The 21,080-nt window shown below is 64.5% G+C and carries 21 protein-coding genes; 8 read left to right on the top strand and 13 right to left on the bottom strand.

Annotation, left to right across the window (positions count from 1 at the left end; translation table 11 throughout):
- Nucleotides 1–102 precede the first annotated feature (102 nt).
- On the top strand, nt 103–978 hold the full coding sequence (locus QA639_RS22345; RefSeq protein WP_283087425.1) for a DMT family transporter: 876 nt from the start codon (nt 103–105) through the stop codon (nt 976–978).
- Nucleotides 979–1,060: 82 nt separating this feature from the next.
- Here the strand turns inward: QA639_RS22345 and QA639_RS22340 are convergent, their stop codons facing one another.
- Nucleotides 1,061–1,300, bottom strand: a complete 240-nt coding sequence (locus QA639_RS22340) for a BrnA antitoxin family protein (protein ID WP_021081279.1) — start codon at nt 1,298–1,300, stop codon at nt 1,061–1,063.
- An 18-nt stretch (nt 1,301–1,318) separates the two neighbouring features.
- Nucleotides 1,319–2,293: a cysteine synthase A gene (gene cysK / locus QA639_RS22335; protein ID WP_076828575.1), complete on the bottom strand. Its 975-nt coding sequence runs from the start codon at nt 2,291–2,293 to the stop codon at nt 1,319–1,321.
- 224 nt (nt 2,294–2,517) lie between these two features.
- Between cysK and QA639_RS22330 the strand changes: the two genes are divergently transcribed.
- Nucleotides 2,518–2,733 (top strand): hypothetical protein, encoded by a 216-nt coding sequence (locus tag QA639_RS22330; RefSeq protein ID WP_028332087.1) that lies wholly within the window; start codon nt 2,518–2,520, stop codon nt 2,731–2,733.
- Between the two features lie 9 nt (nt 2,734–2,742).
- Here the strand turns inward: QA639_RS22330 and tgt are convergent, their stop codons facing one another.
- Nucleotides 2,743–3,876, bottom strand: coding sequence for a tRNA guanosine(34) transglycosylase Tgt (tgt, locus tag QA639_RS22325; RefSeq protein ID WP_028332088.1), 1,134 nt, complete (start codon nt 3,874–3,876; stop codon nt 2,743–2,745).
- A gap of 252 nt (nt 3,877–4,128) precedes the next feature.
- On the opposite strand from tgt, the gene QA639_RS22320 reads away from it, so the two are divergent.
- The 3 genes from QA639_RS22320 (at nt 4,129) to QA639_RS22310 (ending at nt 6,979) form a co-directional block, all read left to right on the top strand.
- Complete coding sequence (locus QA639_RS22320) at nt 4,129–5,259, top strand: patatin-like phospholipase family protein (RefSeq protein ID WP_283090611.1); 1,131 nt, start codon at nt 4,129–4,131, stop codon at nt 5,257–5,259.
- 96 nt (nt 5,260–5,355) lie between these two features.
- Nucleotides 5,356–6,105 carry a TetR/AcrR family transcriptional regulator gene (locus tag QA639_RS22315; protein WP_157348723.1) on the top strand — a complete coding sequence of 250 codons (750 nt, stop codon included), beginning with the start codon at nt 5,356–5,358 and terminating at the stop codon, nt 6,103–6,105.
- 301 nt (nt 6,106–6,406) lie between these two features.
- Entirely contained in the window at nt 6,407–6,979 is a 573-nt protein-coding gene (locus QA639_RS22310; protein WP_283087424.1) for a PepSY domain-containing protein, read from the top strand.
- 85 nt (nt 6,980–7,064) lie between these two features.
- Here QA639_RS22310 and QA639_RS22305 read toward each other — a convergent pair whose 3' ends face one another.
- The gene (locus tag QA639_RS22305; protein ID WP_283087423.1) at nt 7,065–7,193 is read right to left on the bottom strand and encodes a hypothetical protein; all 129 of its coding nucleotides are present in this window, start codon (nt 7,191–7,193) and stop codon (nt 7,065–7,067) included.
- Between the two features lie 118 nt (nt 7,194–7,311).
- Here QA639_RS22305 and QA639_RS22300 point away from each other — a divergent pair, with 118 nt between their 5' ends.
- Nucleotides 7,312–8,349, top strand: a complete 1,038-nt coding sequence (locus tag QA639_RS22300; protein WP_157348724.1) for an aspartate-semialdehyde dehydrogenase — start codon at nt 7,312–7,314, stop codon at nt 8,347–8,349.
- Nucleotides 8,350–8,719: 370 nt separating this feature from the next.
- Here QA639_RS22300 and queA read toward each other — a convergent pair whose 3' ends face one another.
- From queA to coaD, 5 genes are all read right to left on the bottom strand, one after another.
- Nucleotides 8,720–9,796 carry a tRNA preQ1(34) S-adenosylmethionine ribosyltransferase-isomerase QueA gene (queA, locus tag QA639_RS22295; RefSeq protein WP_283090610.1) on the bottom strand — a complete coding sequence of 359 codons (1,077 nt, stop codon included), beginning with the start codon at nt 9,794–9,796 and terminating at the stop codon, nt 8,720–8,722.
- A gap of 125 nt (nt 9,797–9,921) precedes the next feature.
- On the bottom strand, nt 9,922–10,386 hold the full coding sequence (locus QA639_RS22290; RefSeq protein ID WP_028340742.1) for a peptidylprolyl isomerase: 465 nt from the start codon (nt 10,384–10,386) through the stop codon (nt 9,922–9,924).
- The gene (locus tag QA639_RS22285; RefSeq protein ID WP_028332095.1) at nt 10,362–10,799 is read right to left on the bottom strand and encodes a hypothetical protein; all 438 of its coding nucleotides are present in this window, start codon (nt 10,797–10,799) and stop codon (nt 10,362–10,364) included. Before QA639_RS22285 ends, QA639_RS22290 begins: the two co-directional genes overlap by 25 nt.
- Before the next feature lie 5 nt (nt 10,800–10,804).
- Complete coding sequence (locus tag QA639_RS22280; RefSeq protein WP_283087422.1) at nt 10,805–11,368, bottom strand: peptidylprolyl isomerase; 564 nt, start codon at nt 11,366–11,368, stop codon at nt 10,805–10,807.
- Between the two features lie 44 nt (nt 11,369–11,412).
- Nucleotides 11,413–11,910 carry a pantetheine-phosphate adenylyltransferase gene (gene coaD / locus QA639_RS22275; RefSeq protein WP_028332097.1) on the bottom strand — a complete coding sequence of 166 codons (498 nt, stop codon included), beginning with the start codon at nt 11,908–11,910 and terminating at the stop codon, nt 11,413–11,415.
- 267 nt (nt 11,911–12,177) lie between these two features.
- Here coaD and QA639_RS22270 point away from each other — a divergent pair, with 267 nt between their 5' ends.
- A complete protein-coding gene (locus QA639_RS22270; protein WP_028332098.1) occupies nt 12,178–12,435 on the top strand; it encodes a hypothetical protein in 258 nt (85 codons plus the stop codon).
- Nucleotides 12,436–12,601: 166 nt separating this feature from the next.
- A complete protein-coding gene (locus tag QA639_RS22265; protein WP_428841184.1) occupies nt 12,602–14,500 on the top strand; it encodes a potassium transporter Kup in 1,899 nt (632 codons plus the stop codon).
- 115 nt (nt 14,501–14,615) lie between these two features.
- Here QA639_RS22265 and QA639_RS22260 read toward each other — a convergent pair whose 3' ends face one another.
- The 4 genes from QA639_RS22260 to QA639_RS22245 form a co-directional block, all read right to left on the bottom strand.
- The gene (locus tag QA639_RS22260) at nt 14,616–16,391 is read right to left on the bottom strand and encodes an adenylate/guanylate cyclase domain-containing protein (RefSeq protein WP_283087421.1); all 1,776 of its coding nucleotides are present in this window, start codon (nt 16,389–16,391) and stop codon (nt 14,616–14,618) included.
- Between the two features lie 169 nt (nt 16,392–16,560).
- Nucleotides 16,561–19,287 carry a DNA gyrase subunit A gene (gene gyrA / locus QA639_RS22255; RefSeq protein ID WP_050384360.1) on the bottom strand — a complete coding sequence of 909 codons (2,727 nt, stop codon included), beginning with the start codon at nt 19,285–19,287 and terminating at the stop codon, nt 16,561–16,563.
- A gap of 223 nt (nt 19,288–19,510) precedes the next feature.
- Nucleotides 19,511–19,909 (bottom strand): DUF2306 domain-containing protein, encoded by a 399-nt coding sequence (locus QA639_RS22250; protein ID WP_157345082.1) that lies wholly within the window; start codon nt 19,907–19,909, stop codon nt 19,511–19,513.
- A 258-nt stretch (nt 19,910–20,167) separates the two neighbouring features.
- Nucleotides 20,168–20,659: a single-stranded DNA-binding protein gene (locus QA639_RS22245; RefSeq protein ID WP_283087420.1), complete on the bottom strand. Its 492-nt coding sequence runs from the start codon at nt 20,657–20,659 to the stop codon at nt 20,168–20,170.
- Nucleotides 20,660–21,080: the final 421 nt, after the last annotated feature.

Below are 21,080 nucleotides of genomic sequence, written 5' to 3'. Positions count from 1 at the left end.
GAGATCACATGGTTGACGCATCACCGCGCAGGCAGAATTGCGCGTTGCAAATTCATGGCAGCTCGCCGATACCGGGCACCCCTCCTCCGCTCGTTCCCCGTCATGGATCGCACGCCCTCAAAAACCCGCGCAGCATTGTGGATGTCCGGCTGGCTCGCGCTGATGCTGATCGTGGCGGTGGCCGGCCGCGAGGCGACGCGCGAGGTCAACGTCTTCCAGCTGATGGCCGTTCGCGGCGTGCTCGGCTTCGCGATGCTCTATCCGCTGATCCACATGAATGGCGGGTTTGCGATCGTGAAGACGGCACGGGTGCACGTCCATATCGCGCGCAACCTGATCCATTTCTGCGCGCAGCTCGGCTGGTTCTTTGCGCTGACATTGATCCCGATCGGCCAGGTGGTCGCGATCGAGTTCACGATGCCGATCTGGACCGCGATCCTTGCGGCGAGCTTTCTCGGCGAGCGGATGACGCGGTGGAAGATCGTCGCGATCGTGCTTGGCCTGGTCGGCGTGTTCGTGATCGTGCGGCCGGCGGCCGGCGCGATCAATCCGGGCCAGCTGATCGCGCTCGCCGCGGCGGTCGGCTTCGGCATCTCGGTCGCCGTGGTCAAGTCGCTGACGCGGACCGAGCAGACGCTGACGATCATGTTCTGGATGCTGGCGGTGCAATCGCTCGCGAGCATCGGGCCTGCGCTCTACGTCTGGACCTGGCCGCCGCTCTCAACCTGGGGCTGGCTCGCCGTGATCGCGTTCTGCGGCACGTTCTCGCACTATTGCATGGCACGCGCCCTGCTCCACGCCGACGCCACTGTCGTGATCCCGATGGATTTCGTCCGCGTGCCGCTGACGGCGATCGCCGGCTGGCTGATCTATGCCGAAAGGCTCGATGTCTACACCGTGCTCGGCGCGGCCATGATCCTGGCCGGCAACCTCATGAACCTGAAACCGACCGCAAGGACGCCGGCGCGCGCGAGGTGACGCTCGCGCCGCAGCCAGCGCGGCCGCGCCCCGCCCGCCAAAGCCCGGGGATCGTCCCGCGCCTCCTGGTTTCGAAAGCGTGTTACTTTCCGGCGGCCTTGCGCAGCGCCGCGTTGATGCGGTCCTGCCAGCCGGGGCCGCCCTCCTGGAAATACGCCAGCACGTCCTGATCGATCCGCAGCGTGACCTGCTCGCGGACGCCGGGGACAGCGACGGTCTTTGGCACCGCGTCCGCGACCTTGGTGGTGGCGCGCTTGAACGCCGCCTCGGCTTCGCTGCGGGCATCGTTCAGGGTTCGCGGTCGCCTCGGCTGGTCAGCCATATGCTGGATTCCTGTGTCTCAGATTCCTTCAAACAGTACCGTCGAGAGATAGCGCTCCGAGAACGACGGCACAATCGCCAGAATGGTTTTGCCGGCCGCTTCCGGCCGCTTGCCGATCTGCAAGGCGGCTGCGATCGCGGCACCCGACGAGATACCGCCGGGGATGCCTTCGTTGCGCGCCAGCTCGCGCGCGGTCTCGATCGCGGTCGCGCTGTTGACCTTGACGATCTCGTCGATCACGGAGCGGTCGAGGATGTCAGGGATGAAGCCTGCGCCGATGCCCTGGATTTTGTGCGGCGTGTGTTGGCCGCCCGACAGCACCGGGCTCTCTTCCGGCTCTACCGCGACGACGCGCAATGACGGCTTGCGCGGCTTCAGCACCTGGCCAACGCCCGTGATGGTGCCGCCGGTGCCAACGCCGGCGACGAAGTAATCGATATTGCCGCCGGTGTCGTTCCAGATCTCCTCGGCGGTGGTGCGGCGATGGATTTCGGGATTGGCGAGGTTCTTGAACTGCTGCGGCATGACAGCGTTGGGCGTCGTGCGCACCAATTCCTCCGCGGTCGCGATCGAGCCCTTCATGCCCTGCGCGGCCGGGGTCAGCACAATCTCCGCACCGAGAAAGGCCAGCATCCGCCGTCGCTCGATCGACATCGATTCCGGCATGACGAGCTTGAGCCGATAGCCGCGCGAGGCCGCGACATAGGCAAGCGCAATCCCGGTGTTGCCCGAGGTCGGCTCGATCAGCACGGTGTCGGCGTTGATGATGCCGGCCTTCTCCATCGCCACGATCATCGCCGCGCCGATGCGGTCTTTCACGCTGGCCGCCGGATTGAAGTATTCCAGCTTGGCGAGGATCGTCGCGTTGACGCCGGCCGCCTGCGGCAATCTGCGCAGCCGCACGATCGGCGTGGAGCCGATCGCATCGACGATGGAGTCAAAGACGCGGCCGCGTCCGGGTTGCACTGCACTCGTTGTCGACGGCGCGTCCATCAAGCGGCTCCTGTAGCGGATGTGCTGGGAATATGCGGTCTTGTCTCATTAGAAGCAGCGCACCATGGCGCGCAAGTGAGAAACCGCCGCAATGCGAATTCGTTGCATCGCAAAATAGAACCTGCGCAAATAACGTAAAACCTACGCATTTGTGTTGCGACAAGGTCAAACAAATGGGTTTATATACTTTCGTCAGGTGCAGCTCAGAACGCAAAGGAGGTCACATGCCAGCTCTCGCTGAAGTTCTGTCGACCACAGCGTCCAGGCCCGATCCGCGCGGCTGCGATTTGCCGACCTGTCCGGTGTGTGCGGACTCCATGGTGGCGGCGGAAGCGTCCGCGTACCTGTTCGACAATTTGATCAGCTATCTCTGGACCTGCGACAATTGCGGTTACGGGTTCGTTACCAAACACGCGGTGAAACCGATCGTGTGCAACTGATCACACAGCTCATCTTGGAGCGATGTCACCGCGCGCCCAACCGGCGCGCGTTTTCGTTCTGAAGTCCTCGAACGTGCCGTTCGCCACCGCATCGCGGATGCCCTGCATCAGCTGCTGGTAATAGGCGACGTTGATTTCGGACAGCAGCATTGCCCCAAGTGTTTCGCCCGACCGCACCAGGTGATGCAGATAGGCGCGCGAATAGCCGTTCGCCGCCGGCCACGGGCTTTCTTCATCGAGCGGACGCGGATCGTCGACGTGCCGGGCGTTGCGCAGGTTGATCTGCCCGAAGCGGGTGAACGCCATGCCGTGGCGTCCGTTCCGTGTCGGCATCACACAGTCGAACATGTCGACGCCGCGCGCCACCGCCTCGAGGATGTCCTCCGGCGTGCCGACGCCCATCAGATAACGCGGCCGATCGACCGGGAGCGCCGGCGCGGTCTCTTCGATCATCGCCAGCATGACCGCCTGCGGCTCGCCGACCGCGAGGCCTCCGATCGCGTAACCGTGAAAGCCGATGCCAGTCAGCCCGCGCGCGCTGGCGTGTCGCAGATCCGGGACGTCGCCGCCCTGCACGATGCCGAACAGCATGTAGCCGTCGGGCGCCGCTTCAAACGCGCGCTTGGAGCGCTCGGCCCAGCGCAGCGACAGCTGCATCGCGCGCTCGATGTCGGCGCGTTCCGCCGGCAACCGCACGCATTCGTCCATCTGCATGGCGATGTCGGAGCCGAGCAGCCGCTGCACCTCGATCGAGCGCTCCGGCGACAGCTCGACCTTGGTGCCGTCGATATGCGAGCGGAAGGTCACGGCCTTCTCGGTCACCTTGCGCAGCTCCGACAGCGACATCACCTGGAAGCCGCCGGAATCCGTCAACATCGGGCCGCCCCAGCCGGTGAAGCGCTGCAGGCCGCCAAGCCCGGCAATGCGCTCGGCGCCGGGACGCAGCATCAGGTGATAGGTGTTGCCGAGCACGATATCGGCGCCGGCATCGCGCACCTCGCGCCAATGCATGCCCTTCATCGCGCCCGCGGTGCCGACCGGCATGAAGGCGGGCGTCCGCACGAGGCCGTGCGGCGTGGTCAGGCGCCCGGTGCGGGCGGCGCCGTCGGTTGCCAGCAGCTCGAAATGATTGGGAAGATTCATGCGGCTGCTTATTGCGTGTCGCCGGCGCCCGATCAACCCGTCGGATAACGGCCCTCGCGCGACTTCGTGAACACGGACAACCGGCCGGACGCTTGCCTTGCATCATCAGCCCGGTTAAACAAAACGAAACAGTGTCGTTTTATGACGACAATATGGCAACCGGCTCCCCGCAGCGACGTCGATCCGCGAACGTGACTGGCAGAGATGGTCTCACCCCCTAGCGTCCGGCCCGCCGGCGCCGGCCCTTGGATGATGGCTGCCCGCGCGATCCGGCAGGCGGTCCTGCTGTGCGGCCTCGCCCTGGCGCTTGCGGCCTGCAGTTCGCTGCCGCGGATGCCTTACACGGCCGCCGACGCCGCCAATTCCCGCGTGCTCGATCTCGATGGGCTGCGCCGCTATGCCGACGAGCCGGCATCAAAATTCAAGCTCGAGAAGCGCAGCGTCGCGCCGATCACGAGTTATCTCGCCCTCTCGGGCGGCGGTGCCGACGGCGCCTATGGCGTGGGCGTCCTCAACGGCTGGACCGCGGCCGGCAACCGCCCGGCCTTTTCGGTCGTCTCCGGCGTCAGCACCGGCGGACTGATTGCGCCCTTTGCCTTCCTTGGCCCGCGCTACGACGACACGCTGAAGGAGGTCTACACCTCGGGCATCGCGGAAAGCCTGCTGCAGGATCCGAGCCTGATGCGGGTGCTGTTCGGCTCCGGGCTGTTCGGCAACAAGCGGCTGCGCGAACTGGTGGCGCGCTACGTCGGTCCGGAGATCCTGAGCGAGGTGGCGCACGAAAACGCCAAGGGCCGAAAGCTCCTGATCGTCACCACCGATCTCGACACCCAACGCACGGTAATCTGGGACATGGGGCGAATCGCCGCCGTCGGAACGCCCGAGGCGCTACAGCTGTTTCGCGACGTGATGGCCGCCTCCGCCAGCATCCCGCTGGTGTTTCCGCCGATCATGATCGACGCCGAGGGCCAGGGCCGCCGCTTCCAGGAGATGCATGTCGACGGCGGCGTGACCGCGCCGGTGCTGACATTGCCGGATGCGCTGCTGTTCCGCGAGCGCGGCTGGCCCGCCAACAGCCGTATGAACATCTACATCCTCGTCAACAAGAAGCTCGAGGGCAACTTCGAGCTGGTGTCGAACTCGACGATCGACGTCGCCTCCCGCAGCATCTCCGCGATCACGCAGGCGCAGACGCGCTCGGTCATCCTCTCGACCTATGACTTCGCCCGACGCAACCGGCTGGGTTTCCATCTGTCCTACATCGAGCGTGACTATCCGGCGCCGGAAACGCAGGGCTTCGACACCGCCTATATGCGCGCGCTCTACCAGTACGGATACGACAAGGCCGCCGCCGGGCAGGCCTGGACCGCGACGCCGCCGTAAGCGGCCTGCTCCCGGTACCGCCGAATGGACGAATCCGCTCGGCGCGGGTTATAGACCGGACGGACCCGTCCGACGCACAACGAGATGAATGGGCAAATGGGATTGACCGCAACCAAGGCCAAGGTGGCCAAGCGCGGCGTGATCAAGTCACGCGGCGGCCGGCCGACGCGGGACGCTGCGATCGAGCGCGACCAGCGGCTGATCGAGGTCGCCACCCGCCTGTTCCTCGAGCGCGGCTTCGATGCGACGTCGATCGACGCGGTGGCCGAGGCCGCCCGCGTCAGCAAGCCCACCGTCTACGGTCAATATGGCGACAAGCGCGGCCTGTTCGCCGCGGTGCTCCGCCGCGAGATCGCCCGCTGGCTTGCCCCGCTCGCCGCCGCGGCGGCCGAAGCGCAGGCCGGCGGCAACTGCGACGGTTCGGTCGAGGAACGGCTGACCGAGCTCGGGCGTCAGTTGTTGGTGCTGAACTGCAGCGCCGACTCCATCGCCTTCAGCCGGATCCTGACCGCGCAGGCAATTAATTTCCCCGAGGTCGCCAAGCTGGCCGTCGACGAAGGCTGGTCGAAAGCGGTGTCCACCACGGCGGATTTCTTCGACCATCTGGTCGACAAAGGCGCCCTCGACCTCGAGGACACCACGATCGCGGCCGAAACATTCCTCAACATGGTGGTCGGCCACACCCACCGGATGGCGACATTCGGAATTCCGATTGACATGAAGACCGCCGAGACCCGGATGGAAGTCTCGATCCGGCTGTTTCTCGCCGGCGCCGTCGGGCCGCAGGACCGGCTTCGCGATGCGGCCAAAGAAGCGACAAAGGCGCGCCGCCGGCCGGCCCGCTGACAGGATCGTTGCATCGCCTCACACGTTGTCGTGATGAGCCTTGAAGGAAACAGAACGAAACCGTATTGTTTAGTTGCAATGAGACGCGAGACCCAAGTTCAGCCCCCCAACGGTTTCGTGTCGCCTTGTAACTTCGATCGTCACGACGGAGCTGCCGCCATCGCTTCGTCTGAACGTTCGGCGGCCGACCTCTGACTAACAAAGGTCGGCCGCACTTTCTCTGCCCGGGCGGCGGTTCGACGCGACGGATGCGACCATGACGACGGGACGATTACACGCACTGCGGCATTGGGCATTCGGCATGTGGCTGCTGGCAACCGCGCTCGTTGCCCTGCCCTTCGCAACGCCGGCGCATGCGATCACGAGCTCAACGGCCGCGGCGCTTACCCCGCAGGACAACGACACCGCGCTCGACGCGCACACGGTTCGCCGCGAGCTCGACAGCTTCCAGGCGGCCCAGATATCGCTGCGCAAGGCGATGGCGATTGCGGAGGCGCTGCATTCCGGTTCGATCACCGCCGACATCAGCTTCGACGGCGCGTCGGAGCCCGCGGTCTACCGGGTCAAGACCATGCAGCAGGACCGCATCTGGCGGCACGCCATCGACGCGGCGACCGGCGAAGTGGTGGGTGGCGAGGCCGCCGCGCCGCTGAAGTCGCTCGGCGCCGAAGACCGTGACAACCTCGTCGTGCTCAAGGCGCTCCGGCATCGCCTCGCCGACGCCGTGCGGGTGGCCGAGCGCACGACCTCCGGGAAGGCGATCAGCGGCGGCCTGATGCGCGAACGCGGCAAGCTCAATTTCGTCATCGTCGTGCTCGCCGGCAGCGACCTGAAAGAGGTGATCCTCGAACCGCCCGGCGCGCGCAGGCGCTGAGGCCAAGAGCGTTTTCGAGCGAAGCGGACAGCGGTTCGCGTGAAGAAAGCGCGTCAAAACAAGAAGCTAGAGCTTCGGTTCTGATTCAATCAGAACCGAAAATGCTCCAGGCGGGCATCGCCAAGTTTTCGCCCAAAAGCCGTTGACGGACGCCGATCTGTCCCGCATAAGTCCGAGCCATGATCACCGCGACCAAACGCACCAGCAAAACCACCAAGCCCTCCGGGGCCTCGGGAGGCGTGCGCGCGTAGTCGGTCGAACCGCATCATCTCTGCCCGAAGCCCCGCCTGATGAAGGTCCGGGGCTTTTTTGTTGCCTGAAATACAACTCGAATGGAGGACAAAGTGAGTAACGATTCCGTCGTCGCAATTGTCGGCGTCACCGGCGCCGTCGGCGCCGAATTCATCGCCACCATGGACAAGCGCGGCTTCCGCGTCGGCAAGCTGAAGGCGCTGGCGAGCGCCCGCTCGGCCGGCAAGACCGTCAGCTTCCGCGGCAAGCCGGTCGTGATCGAGGAACTGACCGAGCGCGCCTTCGAGGGCGTCGACATCGCGCTGTTCTCGGCCGGCAGCGGCATCTCCAGGAAGTTCGCGCCGCTTGCGGTGAAGTCCGGCGCCGTCGTGGTCGACAATTCCTCGGCGTTCCGGATGGATCCGAACGTTCCGCTGGTGATCCCCGAGATCAACGCCAACCGCATCCGCGACCACAAGGGCATCATCGCCAACCCGAACTGCGCCGCCATCACCGCCCTGGTGCCGCTGTGGCCGATCCATCAGAAGAACCGCATCAAGCGCGTGATCATCTCGACCTACCAAGCCGCGAGCGGCGCCGGCGCAGCCGCGATGGAGGAGCTCGTCGAGTCCACCCGCGCCAATCTGAACGGACAGGTCTACACCCCGAAGGTGATGCCGCACCCCTACGCCTTCAACCTGTTCAACCACAACACCGCTGTTGATCCGGAGACCGGCTACAACGACGAGGAGACCAAGGTCATCAAGGAGACCCACAAGATCTTCGAGGACGAGAAGATCGCGGTCGGCGTTACCTGCGTGCGGGTGCCGGTGCTGCGCGCGCATTGCGAGGCGATCACCTTCGAATGCGAGAAGCCGATCACCGAGGACCAGGTGCGCGCGATCATGGCGCAGGCGCCGGGCGTCAAGGTCGTCGACGATCGCGCCAAGAACTACTTCCCGATGCCGATCGACGCCTCCGGCCAGGACGACGTGCTGGTCGGCCGCATCCGCAAGGACCTCAGCGACCCCAGCGGCCACTCGATCTCGATGTTCGTCGCGGCCGATCAGCTGCTCAAGGGCGCCGCCCTCAACGCGGTGCAGATTGCCGAGTTGCTCCCTGAGCGTGCGATGGCGTGAATGTAAGGACCGTCATCCTGAGGGCCCCCCGCGCAGCGGGCGTCTCGAAGGATGCATCGACCCCAGTGGGGCCGTCGCCCTTCGAGGGCCGCTGAAGAAGCGGCCACCTCAGAGAATGTGAATATATGGCGGAGGAGCGGTGCCAAACATTCAATGTCGTCCCGGCGAAAGCCGGGACCCATAACCACCGAAGGCATTGTTGAGCAGGGCTGGGGCCACAGCCTTCCTCAACAATTAAACCCTGTGGTTATGGTTCCCTGCTTTCGCAGGGACGACGTCGGACATGTTGTCCCGCCTTCAGTCCCGTCATCCTTCGAGGCTCGCTCCGCTCGCACCTCGGGGTGATGGTGATAAAGTTGAGCTCGCTTAACTACCTGCCTGCGCGAAACAGCAAGCACGCATCGCCGTACGAATAGAACCGGTAGCCGTCCCTGATCGCGTGGGCGTAGGCGCCCCGCATCGTCTCGAGGCCGGAGAAGGCCGAGACCAGCATGAACAGCGTCGAGCGCGGCAGATGGAAGTTGGTCAGCAAAATATCGACCGCGCGGAAGCGATAGCCCGGCGTGATGAAGATCGAGGTTTCCGCCGCAAACGGCTGGATGGTGCCGTCGGCATTGGCGGCGCTTTCCAGCAGCCGCAGCGACGTGGTGCCGATCGCGACGATCCGGCCGCCCTTTGCGCGCGCGGCATTCAAGGCGGAAGCAGTCTCGGCGGTGACGCAGCCCCATTCGGCATGCATCTTGTGCTCCGAGGTCTCCTCGGTCTTCACCGGCAGGAACGTCCCTGCCCCGACATGCAGCGTCAGGCGGTGCAGCTCGACGCCGCGGCTCCGCAGCGCGGCCTCCAGGGCCGGCGTGAAATGCAGCCCCGCCGTGGGCGCTGCGACCGCGCCCTCATTGGCGGCGAACATGGTCTGGTAGTCGTTGACGTCCTTCTCGTCAGGCGTGCGTTTGGAGGCGATGTAGGGCGGCAGCGGCGTGGCGCCGACATCGGCGATCGCCTGGTCGAGCACCGGACCATGGAACGAGAATGACAGCGTCACCTCGCCCTCCTGCCCCTTCGCCTCGACCTCTGCATCGAGATTGCCGAGCAGGCAGACCCTGCCCTCATTGCCGAAGCGGATGGTGTCGCCGGGGCTGAGCTTCTTCGCCGGCTTCACCAGCGCCTGCCAGCGCGAGCCGTCGAGCCGCTTGATCAAGGTCGCCTCGATCTTCGGCTCGGTGTCGCGCCCGATCCGGCGGCCCTTGAGCTGCGCCGCGATCACCTTGGTGTCGTTGACGACGATCTGATCGCCCGGCTCCAGCCACTGCGGCAGGTCGGCGATCGAGGCGTCGCGCAGCACGCCTTCCGGATGCACCACCAGCATCCGCGCGGCATCGCGCGGGCTCGCGGGGCGAAGCGCGATGCTTTCCGGGGGTAGTTCGAAGTCGAAGAGGTCGGTGCGCATCTTACTCAGCAACGTCGTTCCGGGGCGATGCGATAGCATCGAACCCGGAACCTCGAGATTCCACAATGCGCAATTGCGCATTGGGGTTCACGCTTCGCGTGCCCCGGCATGACGGAGTGTTTGACTTACGCCGCGTCGACGGCCATGCGCGCCTTGACGATCTTGTCCGGATCCTTCACCGGCTCGCCGCGCTTGATCTTGTCGACATTCTCCATGCCCTCGGTGACCTTGCCCCAGACGGTGTACTGGCCGTTGAGGAACGAGGCGTCGTCGAAGCAGATGAAGAACTGGCTGTCGCCGGAATCCGGATTGGCGGCGCGGGCCATCGAGGCGGTGCCGCGGACATGCGGCTCCTTGTTGAATTCAGCCTTCAGCTTCTTGCCGGAGCCGCCCATGCCGGTGCCCTGCGGGCAGCCGGTCTGCGCCATGAAGCCGTCGATCACGCGATGGAACACGATGCCGTCGTAGAAGCCCTCGCGCACCAGCTCCTTGATCCGCGCGACGTGGCCGGGCGCGAGATCCGGGCGCATCTCGATCGTGACCGGGCCCTGCGTGGTTTCGAGGATCAGAGTATTTTCGGTAGCAGCCATGCTCGCTTCTCCTGGCTTCGGGGTGGATACTTCTTATTCCTGAACGGGATTGCGAATGGACGGCCGGCGACCGCGCCGCCCAGGCTCTCGGTAAATGGCAACGGCGTGCAGCGTTGCAACGTCTCCATCACCGCGATCCGGTACGCAATCCGGTCGTTGTCGGTCGCCTCCTGCGATTCATAGCTGATCCTGGGATGTCCGAGGATTGCGCCCTCGCGGTTGAAGCTGACAATGACGGTGATGTCGATCGGGCCGGCCTTCTCCGCCGGCGGCGGCCGCCAGCAGCGGTGGATGGCAAGAACAACGTCCTTGATCGTATTGAGTTGCTCCGGCTCGGCCTGCACCGGTACGGCCAGCGTCAGGCAAACCAGCGGCGCGGCGAACCAGGCGAGTGGTTTGCAGCGCGCCGCCATGCGGATCACTTGATGTCGGATGCGACCTGCACCTTCACCATCTTGTCGGGATCGGTGACGGCTCCGCCAGGAGAGCCCGCAGGCGCCTTCTTCAGCTTGTCGACCACGTCCATGCCCTGCACCACCTCGCCGATCACGGTGTACTGGCCGTTCAGGCTCGGTCCGTCGGCGAACATGATGAAGAACTGCGAATTGGCGCTGTCGACGCTGTCGCCGCGCCGGGCCATGCCGACGATGCCGCGCTTGAACGGGACCTGGGAGAATTCCTGCTTCAGGTTCGGATATTTCGAGCCGCCGGTGCCGTTGAAGTTCTGGCCGTCGCCGGTCTGCGCCATGAAGCCGTCCATCACGCGATGGAACGGCACGTTGTTGTAGAAGCCCTCGCGCGCCAGCTGCTTGATGCGCTCGGCATGCTTGGGCGCGATGTCGGTGCGCAGCTTGATGACGATGCGGCCCTTGGTAGTGTCGATCACGATCGCATCGGCCTTGTCGAGATTGGCCGGCAGCGGCTGCGCGACCGCGGGCACGACGCAGAGCAGCGCGGCAACGAATGCAAGAATGCGGATCATGGCAACTCCGGAGCTTTAACGTTGAGGTGTGGCAGGCCGCCGGATCAGCCGGCGAACTTGGCCTTCAGGCTAGCTGCGACCGATGACGGCACGAATGCAGAGAAGTCGCCGCCCATCTGGGCGATTTGGCGCACCAGTGTGGCGGTGATCGGGCGGACCGCAACCGACGCCGGAACGAATACGGTATGCACCTCGGGCGCCATGGCCTCGTTCATGCCGGCAAGCTGCATCTCGTAATCGAGATCGGTGCCGTCGCGCAGGCCGCGAATCATCAGCGTGGCCTTGGCCGCGCGCGCCGCTGCGACCGTGAGATTGTCATAGGTTGCGCTTTCGAAGGCGCAGCCCGCCTGCTGGGCGATGGGGTCGAACACCTCATGGACCATGGCCAGCCGTTCCTCGATGGAAAACAGCGGCTTCTTGCCGGGATGGACGCCAATGGCGACGATCAGGCGGTCGCAGAGGAAGACGGCCTGTTTCACCACGTCCAGATGGCCGTTGGTGACGGGATCGAAGGAGCCGGGATAGATCGCGATACGGGACATGGTCCCTCCTAACCCGCCCGGCTCTCCCCGGCAAGCCGCCCGGGTTCCATCGCCCGCTCGAAACAAATTTCCAGTCGTCCAGTGAACGAGTCCTGGGATGCCAGCGTCTACGAGGGTGAATGTTTCGTCGGCCGTTGGCGGACGAAACAGAAGCGGTCCGCGACGAAACCATTTCGCGGGGCGGCGAAGACACCAGGAAACTTGCGGCCGGTAGACATTGGACAACGAAACGACGGGCCCGGGCGGCCCGATCAACTGGGGACCGTCATGATCAAGGCACTTTCCGCCATCGCTGTTGCCGCGTTCATTGCCGCTGCGCTCACCGTGCTGCCGGGCTTTGCGCCGCAGGTCGAAGCCTCCACCCCGCAGCCGCTGGCCAAGAGCGACCGTCTCGACGTCCACCCGGTCGGCAAGGACTGCTCGCAGCAAGCCTGGCCGAACTTCGAGGCCTCGTGCCTGCGCAGCGCCGGCAACAAGACGGCGGTTCGCGAAGCCCGCCTGGTTACCGCCGACCGTACCCCGTAGCCCGCATTCAATCGAACTCCCTCGTCAGCCTGGCGTAAGGTCAGGCCGTCACACAAAACCCAATGGTAATTTGCGACGTCCCGTCGCAGACTATCGTCTAAGGCGCCCGGCCGGATGATCCGGCGGGCGCAGCCATCGGGGGATTGCCGTGACGAGTACGCCCGCCATCGTTTCTTCTGGCCACCCCCCGTCCAGTCCGATCCCGGTTGCCGTCACGCTCGGTGCCCTCGGCGTCGTCTATGGCGACATCGGCACCAGCCCCCTCTACGCTCTGAAGGAAGCCGCCAAGGCCGCCACCCATGGCGGTCCGCTCACCGAGAGCGCGGTGCTCGGCGTGGTCTCGCTGATCCTGTGGGCGCTGATCCTCATCATCTCGATCAAATACGCGATGCTGATCCTGCGCGCCGACAACCGCGGCGAAGGCGGCATCGTCGCGCTCTTGGCGCTGCTCTCGGCGCGCAACGCGGCGCCCGGCACCTGGCGCGCCCATCTTCTGGTGGTCGGCCTGATCGGCGCCGCCCTGCTCTACGGCGACGGCGCCATCACGCCGGCCATTTCGGTGCTGTCGGCGATCGAGGGCCTCAAGGTCGACGCGCCCTCGCTGACCCCTGCGGTGGTGCCGATCACCGTCGTGATCCTGATCGGCCTGTTCATGATGCAGAAGCAGGGCACCGGCTTCATCGGGAGGATCTTCGGCCCGGTAATGCTGTTCTGGTTCGCCGTGCTGGCAGCCCTCGGCATTCACGGCATCGTCAAGGCGCCCGGCGTGCTGGTTGCGCTGAGTCCGCTCTATGCGTTCGATTTCCTGATCCATCAGGATTTTCACGTCAGCTTCGCCATCCTTGGCGCCGCCTTCCTCGCGGTGACCGGCGGTGAGGCGATGTATGCCGACATGGGGCATTTCGGCCGCTTTCCGATCCGGCTCGCCTGGTTCGCTGTCTGCCTGCCCGCCTTGGTGCTGAACTATTTCGGCCAGGCCGCGCTGTTGATCACCGACCCGACCGCGATCGAAAACCCGTTCTTCCAGCTGTCGCCGGACTGGTCGCATTACCCGCTCGTCCTGCTCGCGACCATCGCCACCGTGATTGCTTCGCAGGCCATCATCTCGGGTGTGTTCTCGCTGACCCAGCAATCGATCCAGCTCGGCTTCCTGCCGCGCATGCACATCGAGCACACCACGAGCGACGCGATCGGGCAGATCTACGTGCCGCTGGTGAACTGGATGCTCGCCGCCGGGACACTCGGCGCGGTGCTCGCCTTCGGCAGCTCCGACGCACTCGCCGGCGCCTACGGCATCGCAGTGTCGCTGTTGATGGCGATCACCACGCTGCTTGCAGCGCTGGTTGCGATCCAGTGGGGCTATTCGCCGATCATCGTGATCGCCGTGAACGGCTTTTTCTTCATCATCGACGCGATCTTCTTTGCGGCGAACTCGACCAAGCTGTTCGAAGGCGGCTGGTTCCCGCTGCTGCTCGCCGCTGCGGTGGCCTTCCTGATGCTGACCTGGCGCGGCGGAGTGAAACTGGTCGAGACGGCGCGCAGCAAGCTGCGTCAGCCGGAAGAAGATCTGATCGAGACCGCGGTCAACAAGTGCCACAGCCGGCTGCCGGGCACCGCCATATTCCTCGCCTCTGCCCCCAACGGCGTGCCGCTTGCCTTGACCCAGTTCGTCAAGCACAACCACGTGCTGCACCAGCGCGTGCTGCTGGTCACCGTCCAGATCGAGGAATCCCCGCGCATCTCGGACGAGGATCGCGTTGTGGTTCACGACGTCACCCCGGGCATCATCCGGGTCATCCTGCGTTACGGCTTCATGCAATATCCGACCGTGTACGAAGGGCTGAAGCTCGCCTGCCGTCAGGGCAAACTGCCCGGTCTGCGTCTGACCGATGTGACCTACTACATCGGCCGCGAGACCATCATTCCGAGGGAAGACATTCCAGGCATGTGGGTATGGCGGGAATCGCTATTCGCGTTCCTGCAGCGCAACGCCGAACGGTCGGCGGCGTTCTTCGGCGTGCCGACCGGACAGGTCGTGGAGTTCGGGACGGAGATCGAGATTTAATCTCGTCGCCTGCGTAGCCCGGATGAAGCGAAGCGCAATCCGGGACAATGGAAACCGCACCGCAAGCCACCGGATTTGGTTCGCTGGCCACCTCGTCAGCGCCCGCAGGCACAATTCATTCGGGCAATCCCGCCTTCCGAAGCCCCTCGATCAACAGCTGCGCGTTTGGGTACCCGCCCCTGGCGATCATTGCGGATATTGTAAAGGCGGGATCGAGCTGAAGCAGGAGCGCCGCCGCCTCTCGCGCCTCCGAGTCGCGTCCGAGATGGGCGAACGCGGACGCGAGACAACGGTAAGCCAGCGAATAGGAGGCATTCTGGCGCCGGCATTTGTTCGCTGCGACGATGGCCTCGTCAAAGCGGCGAAGCTCGATGAAGGCCATCCCCATCCCAACAAACGTGATGGGTAGCCGCGGGTCTAACGGGCTCAGGCGGATGGCGCGTTCAAAACTCCGGACCGCTTCATCCGGAAGCCCGGCAACTCGATAGACACTGCCTCTGGCTGTCCATGCGCGATATGAATTCGGATTGAGAGCGACCGCCCGGTCGGCCAATTCGATCTCACTCTCACAATCGCCGACCATGTACGCCGAGGTGAGGGAAACCCAGGCTAATGTTTCCGCATCCCCATCGTCGATGCTCAATGCCAGGCGAAGCAGCCGAACCGCTTCCTTGCGGTCAAATTGAGGATCGACGGCATGCCCCCAAAGGATGTTCTGCATGTGCGCGAGACCTGCCAGAGCGGCGACAAAGCCGAACCGGGGGTCAAGCTCCAAAGCACGATGCGCCAGCCTGATCGCCTCGGCCAACCCGTCGGCGGTCATCAGGTAATGCTGCTGCATGGCGCGGAGATAGAAATCATAGGCGGTGAGGTTCTCCGGTCGCCGTGCCGACAGGCCGATTTCGATCTGCAGCAATTTTGGTTGAATGGCCGAAACGACGGCGACAGTCACCTCGTCCTGGAGGGCGAATATATCCGTCAGGTCGCGCTCGAACCTGTCTGCCCAGATGTGCGTTCCGGTCACCGCATCGATCAACTGCCCGGTGATGCGAACCTTCCCCGCGGCCTTGCGCACAGACCCCTCAAGGACATAGCGGACGCCAAGCCTGCGGCCGACCTCCTTGATATCGACCGCCCGGCCCTTGAAGGTAAAACTCGAATTTCGGGCGATCACGAACAGCCATTTGAAGCGCGACAGCGCGGTGATGATCTCCTCGACCATTCCGTCCGCGAAGTATTCCTGCTCGGGGTCGCCGCTCATATTCTCGAACGGCAGCACGGCGATCGACGGCTTGTCGGGGAGCGCCAGAGCTTGCGCGCTGTCGACCGGCGGCTCGATCGGCGCGCCCGCGGGATGGCCCGCATTTACCCTCGATCGCCACGCGCGCATCGGCTCAGCAATGTTCTTCAGGTTCTGCGAGCCCATGTCCTCGAACACGGCATCGACCTTGCCGCGGATTTGACGTTGCGCATCGTCCGAGATGCAGATCCCGCCGGGATCCGCGATCCCTTCAAGGCGGGCGGCGATATTGACGCCGTCTCCAAAGATATCGTTCTCATCGACGATGATGTCGCCGACGTGGATGCCAATGCGGAATTCGATCCGCTTGAGTTGCGGCACCGTGGCATTTTGCTCGGCCATTGCGCGCTGGACCTCAATGGCGCAACGCACCGCATCCACGACACTGCCGAACTCGGCGAGCACGCCGTCGCCCGTGTGCTTGACGACCTTGCCACGGTGTTCGCTGATCTTGGGATCAGCGAGTCCACGCAGACGCTCCCTGAGCCGGACGTGTGTCCCTTCCTCGTCCAGGCCGGTCAGCCGACTATATCCGGCCACGTCAGCCGCGAGGATCGCTGCAAGCCGCCGTTCAACGCGATGATCGGTCAAAACGGCCTCCCGAGATCGGTAGATCCGCCGGACCCCATCAAAGCATAGGGCGTTGCCCTTGGGCTAGGGGCGTGAGGCAGGCCGCCGGATTCCCGGAGCCTGTCAACGGGCGCGCATGTTGCGCGTCCGTTGGCGGCATTCGGGCTGGGGGTTCTCGGAAACGGCGGCGCTAGCCGCCGTTGCCGTTCTCGCCGTTTTCCTCTTCCGGAATGTGCTCGACCGAGACCACGTGCTCGTCCTCGGCGGTGTCGAACACGATCACGCCCTGGGTCGAGCGGCCGGCGACGCGGATGTCGGCGACCGGGCAGCGGATCAGCTGGCCCTTGTCGGTGACCAGCATGATCTGGTCGGCGTCCTCGACCGGGAACGACGCCACCAGGTTGCCGTTGCGGTTGTTGACGCTCATCGCGACGATGCCTTTGCCGCCGCGGCCGGTGGTGCGGTACTCGTAGGACGAGGTCCGCTTGCCATAGCCGTTGACGGAGACGGTCAGCACCACCTGCTCTGCCGCCGACAGTTCGGCATAGCGCTCCTGCGACAGCTGGATCGCATTCGCGGTCTCCTCGCCCTCGGCCTCGACCGGCTCCTCGGTCGTGGCCTCGCCGGCCACCGCGCGGCGCATCTTCAGGTACGCCGAGCGCTCATCCGAGGTGGTCTCGACATGGCGAAGGATCGCCAGCGAGATCAGCTTGTCGGCCTCGGCCAGCGCAATGCCGCGCACGCCCATCGACGTGCGGCCAGTGAAGACGCGCACATCGGTGACGGGGAAACGGATGCACTGTCCGCCGGCGGCGGTCAGCAGCACGTCGTCATGCTCGGTGCAGATCTGGACGTCGACGATCGCCTCGCCTTCCCCGAGCTTCATGGCGATGATGCCGGAGCGGCGCACGTCGACGAAGTCGGACAGCTTGTTGCGGCGAACCGTGCCGCCGGTCGTCGCGAACATCACGTCGAGATTGGCCCAGGAGGATTCATCCTCCGGCAGCGGCATGATCGTGGTGATGCGCTCGCCCTGCTCCAGCGGCAGGATGTTGATCAGCGCCTTGCCGCGCGCGTTCGGCGCGGCCATCGGCAGCCGCCAGACCTTCTCCTTGTAGACCTGGCCGCGCGACGAGAAGAACAGCACCGGTGTGTGGGTCGAGGCCACGAACAGGCGTGAGACGAAATCCTCGTCGCGGGTCTGCATGCCGGCGCGGCCCTTGCCGCCGCGGCGCTGCGCCCGGTAGGTCGACAGCGGCACGCGCTTGACGTAGCCCGCATGCGACACGGTGACGACCATGTCCTCGCGCTGGATCAGGTCCTCGTCCTCGACCTCGCCCTCCTGCTCGATGATCACGGTCTTGCGCGGGGTGGCGAACTGCTGCTTCACCTCGGCCAGTTCGGTCTTGACTATGCCCTGCACGCGGGCGCGCGAGCGCAGGATGTCGAGATAGTCGGCGATCTCGGCCGCGAGCTTGTCGAGCTCTTCGGAAATCTCGTCACGCCCCAGCGCGGTCAAGCGCTGCAGGCGAAGGTCGAGGATGGCCCTGGCCTGCTCCATCGACAGCCGCAGCGTGCCGTCCTCGTTGATGCGATGCCGGGGATCGTCGATCAGCGTGATCATCGCCTCGACGTCGCGTGCCGGCCAGTCGCGCGACATCAGCGCCTCGCGCGCGGTGTTCGGATCGGGCGAGGTCCGGATGACGCGGATGATCTCATCGATGTTGGCAACCGCGATCGCAAGGCCGACCAGGATGTGGGCGCGGTCGCGCGCCTTGCCGAGCAGGAACTTGGTCCGCCGGGTCACCACCTGCTCGCGGAACGCGACGAAGATGGTAAGCAGGTCCTTCAGATTCATCGTCTGCGGACGGCCGGAATCCAGCGCCAGCATGTTCGCCGGGAAATTGGTCTGCAGCGGCGTGAATCGGTAGAGCTGGTTCAGCACCACGTCGGGCACCGCTTCGCGCTTCAGCTCGATGACGACGCGATAGCCGTCACGATCGGACTCGTCGCGCAGGTCCCCGATGCCCTCGATCTTCTTCTCTTTGACGAGATCGGCGATGCGCTCGACCATCGTCGCCTTGTTCACCTGATAGGGAATTTCGGTGATGACGATCGCTTCGCGATCCTTCCTGATCGTGTCGATCGTCACCTTGCCGCGCATCACGATCGAGCCGCGGCCGAGATGGTAGGCGCTGCGAATGCCCTGGCGGCCCAGGATGACGCCGCCGGTCGGGAAGTCCGGTCCGGGAATGATGTCGATCAGCTCGTCGATCGTGAGCGCCGGATTGTCGATCAGCGCCACGCAGGCATCGACCACCTCGCCGAGATTATGCGGCGGGATGTTGGTAGCCATGCCGACGGCGATGCCGCCGGCGCCATTGACCAAGAGGTTCGGGAACCGGGCCGGCAGAACCGACGGCTCTTTTTCGGAGTTGTCGTAGTTCGGCTGGAAATCGACGGTTTCCATGTCGATGTCGGCCAGAACGGCAAGCGCCGCCCGGGTCAGCCGCGCTTCCGTATATCGATAGGCGGCCGGCGGATCGCCGTCGACCGAACCGAAATTGCCCTGGCCGTCGATCAGCGGCACGCGCAGCGAGAAATCCTGCGCCATGCGGACCATCGCGTCGTAAATCGACTGGTCGCCGTGCGGGTGATATTTACCGATCACGTCGCCGACGACGCGCGCGGATTTCACGTATTTCTTGTCCGGCGTATGTCCCTGCTCATGCATCGAATAGAGGATGCGCCGGTGCACCGGCTTGAGCCCGTCGCGCGCATCGGGCAGCGCACGCGACACGATCACGCTCATCGCGTAATCGAGGTAGGACTTCTTCATCTCGTCGAGAATGGAAACGGGACGAATATCTGAGGGTCCCGGCGGCTCGCCGGGCTTGTGGTCGTCGTTATCGGACAATGGGGAAATCCGGTCGGTTCTACTGGGGAATCATATAGCCCATCAGGGGCCTGATAACCACCCTTGCGCAGCTCCGGCAAGCCGTTTTTCCGTTCGTTTTTTCATGCACTTACGGGTGGAGCGCCGAGGTTCCGGCTGCTTGATCGCGAAGCGTGTCGCGAAGGGCAAATAGCCAATGGAAAAATCCCCTATTCGCCACCCCATTCGCTACTCGCCTCTCCCGTCAGTGGCCGAAAACCACCGCGTGCATGATCCGCCCGGGCATGAAGGTGAACAGCCCCGCGACGAGCAGTGCGCCGAAGAAGATGCCGATCATCGTGAACCTGTGGCGGCGGACATTGTGGCTCCGTGCGGCCGTCACGCCGAGCGCCAACATGGCGAGCGAGAAGATCGACAGCAGGTGGATCGGGCTCCAGGGACCGACCAGCCGGATCTGATGGATCCAGAACGAGCTTCCGGCGACCACCAGCATCAGGATCACCCAGATCCAGCCGAGGGTCCGGTGCGGCATCGTGCCCTTGGGGGCGGCGAGCTGGATGGAGCCGAGCACGAAGGCGGCCATCGCGGCAAAGGCGTGGAGCGGGATCGCAGGCGCGGCGTCGAGCAATCGCGCGAGGCTCATGATGGCGGCCCTCGGGTGAAGCTCGCGGCCCGACATCAAATGCCGCAGGCCAATGTAAATATCATTTACATCGGCCTGTGTCAAAGTCTTGGGAACCCGCATCCCTGCACGTCGGAGCACCGACGTTCTGACAGAGAGTTATCGGGTTATCCTCATAATCCACACGAGGAAATTGCTAATCCGGATCGCAACGACCGTTCCGGGAAATGATCTTCACGGAACGGCGCCTGACGGAATCGACGGAAGCGCGACCGCTCATCAGAACGGGATGTCGTCGTCCATGTCGCTGTTGCGGCTGCCGCCACCCGTGGCGACTGCACGGCGCGGTGCCGAACTGACCGGTCCGGCCGAGCCGAAATCGCTGCCGCCATCATCGGAGAAGCTGCTGCCTCCACCGCCACGCCCGTCGAGCATGGTGAGGTTGGAGTTGAAGCCCTGCAGCACGACTTCGGTCGAGTACTTCTCGACGCCGCTCTGGTCGGTCCATTTGCGGGTCTGCAGCTGACCCTCGATGTACACCTTGGCGCCCTTCTTCAGATACTGCTCGGCGACCTTGCAGAGGCCCTCGTTGAAGATCACGACGCGGTGCCACTCGGTCTTTTCCTTGCGCTCGCCGGTGCCCTTGTCGCGCCAGGTTTCCGAGGTGGCGATGGAAAGGTTTGCGATCGGACGGCCGTCCTGCGTCCGCCGGATTTCCGGATCCTTGCCGAGGTTGCCCACCAGGATCACCTTGTTCACGCTTCCTGCCATCGCATCATCTCCACTCAAAACCGGGCGTCCGGACATCGGTCGCCACTCTCAACCTTCGCCACTTACATCGCAGGCGTCGTGGATGACCCTATACGCCGGTGCCGGCTCGCCGCCTTTGCCGTCGCGCCGGTTATCCACGATATTCGAGATATAGCATCGGATCCGGCGTCGTTCCAGTTTTGTTCGCCACAACCATCCGTAGAAGCGGCCGATGCCGTCGGAGCGGCAGTCGATCTCGGCGCAGGCCGACGCCCGGCAGCAAGATTCAGTAAAACAACAAAGAAATCAGCACCTTGCCTTATCGACACTTCCTCCGCGAGTGTTGCATTTGGGAGACTGCGTTTCCGGTTGAATCAGCGTATAGCTCCAACCATGGCGCGGGCGCTCGCGTCTGGGATCGTGCTTCGGGACCGTTTGGAAG

This window comes from Bradyrhizobium pachyrhizi, from assembly GCF_029714545.1.
Lineage (GTDB): Bacteria > Pseudomonadota > Alphaproteobacteria > Rhizobiales > Xanthobacteraceae > Bradyrhizobium > Bradyrhizobium pachyrhizi.
The sequence above is the reverse complement of the archived record's forward strand: the minus strand, read 5'-3'. Positions and strand labels throughout refer to the sequence as shown.

What these genes read in the sequence shown, in the direction of transcription:
- QA639_RS22340 (WP_021081279.1), bottom strand. Translation starts at nt 1,300, where the DNA reads ATGGCTGACCAGCCGAGGCGACCGCGAACCCTGAACGATGCCCGCAGC.
- QA639_RS22250 (WP_157345082.1), bottom strand. Translation starts at nt 19,909, where the DNA reads ATGAGCCTCGCGCGATTGCTCGACGCCGCGCCTGCGATCCCGCTCCAC.
- QA639_RS22320 (WP_283090611.1), top strand. Translation starts at nt 4,129, where the DNA reads ATGGCTGCCCGCGCGATCCGGCAGGCGGTCCTGCTGTGCGGCCTCGCC.
- QA639_RS22280 (WP_283087422.1), bottom strand. Translation starts at nt 11,368, where the DNA reads ATGATCCGCATTCTTGCATTCGTTGCCGCGCTGCTCTGCGTCGTGCCC.
- QA639_RS22300 (WP_157348724.1), top strand. Translation starts at nt 7,312, where the DNA reads ATGGAGGACAAAGTGAGTAACGATTCCGTCGTCGCAATTGTCGGCGTC.
- QA639_RS22310 (WP_283087424.1), top strand. Translation starts at nt 6,407, where the DNA reads ATGTGGCTGCTGGCAACCGCGCTCGTTGCCCTGCCCTTCGCAACGCCG.
- QA639_RS22315 (WP_157348723.1), top strand. Translation starts at nt 5,356, where the DNA reads ATGGGATTGACCGCAACCAAGGCCAAGGTGGCCAAGCGCGGCGTGATC.
- QA639_RS22330 (WP_028332087.1), top strand. Translation starts at nt 2,518, where the DNA reads ATGCCAGCTCTCGCTGAAGTTCTGTCGACCACAGCGTCCAGGCCCGAT.
- QA639_RS22285 (WP_028332095.1), bottom strand. Translation starts at nt 10,799, where the DNA reads ATGGCGGCGCGCTGCAAACCACTCGCCTGGTTCGCCGCGCCGCTGGTT.
- QA639_RS22245 (WP_283087420.1), bottom strand. Translation starts at nt 20,659, where the DNA reads ATGGCAGGAAGCGTGAACAAGGTGATCCTGGTGGGCAACCTCGGCAAG.
- coaD (WP_028332097.1), bottom strand. Translation starts at nt 11,910, where the DNA reads ATGTCCCGTATCGCGATCTATCCCGGCTCCTTCGATCCCGTCACCAAC.
- QA639_RS22270 (WP_028332098.1), top strand. Translation starts at nt 12,178, where the DNA reads ATGATCAAGGCACTTTCCGCCATCGCTGTTGCCGCGTTCATTGCCGCT.
- queA (WP_283090610.1), bottom strand. Translation starts at nt 9,796, where the DNA reads ATGCGCACCGACCTCTTCGACTTCGAACTACCCCCGGAAAGCATCGCG.
- QA639_RS22290 (WP_028340742.1), bottom strand. Translation starts at nt 10,386, where the DNA reads ATGGCTGCTACCGAAAATACTCTGATCCTCGAAACCACGCAGGGCCCG.
- cysK (WP_076828575.1), bottom strand. Translation starts at nt 2,293, where the DNA reads ATGGACGCGCCGTCGACAACGAGTGCAGTGCAACCCGGACGCGGCCGC.
- QA639_RS22345 (WP_283087425.1), top strand. Translation starts at nt 103, where the DNA reads ATGGATCGCACGCCCTCAAAAACCCGCGCAGCATTGTGGATGTCCGGC.
- tgt (WP_028332088.1), bottom strand. Translation starts at nt 3,876, where the DNA reads ATGAATCTTCCCAATCATTTCGAGCTGCTGGCAACCGACGGCGCCGCC.